Genomic DNA, 291 nt, shown 5'->3' with positions numbered 1-291 from the left:
GCCGGGTCTGCCCGCTGCAGTTCGATCCGCAACCCCCGATGTCGATCGCCACCGGACCGGCCGCGCTTCCCCCCTGGGTACTGAGCGCCGTGAGGCGCTGATTGGACACGGCCAGCAGACCGCCTGAAACCAGGTAGGGTGCAGTGGGTTGCGCCACGCGCGAAGGATCGGCCTGGGACAGGGTGTTGATCGAAGCGCCCTGCTCCACCAGGATGCCGTTGCCCCCGAATGCAGCCGACAACAGGACTTCCTGCGCCGAAAGGCTGACACCGTTGCGCAACACAACATGCT

General features: G+C 66.3%; 1 protein-coding gene. It reads right to left on the bottom strand.

Annotated features, from left to right (window positions below; all coding sequences use genetic code 11):
• Positions 1-280, bottom strand: a 280-nt coding sequence (locus EN850_RS35675; RefSeq protein WP_210238099.1) for a hypothetical protein, incomplete at its 3' end; no start/stop codon positions are given.
• Positions 281-291: the final 11 nt, after the last annotated feature.

Origin of the sequence: Mesorhizobium sp. M8A.F.Ca.ET.207.01.1.1 (assembly GCF_004794715.1) — a bacterium.
Taxonomy (GTDB): domain Bacteria; phylum Pseudomonadota; class Alphaproteobacteria; order Rhizobiales; family Rhizobiaceae; genus Mesorhizobium.
This window is presented reverse-complemented; position numbering and strand designations above follow the sequence as displayed.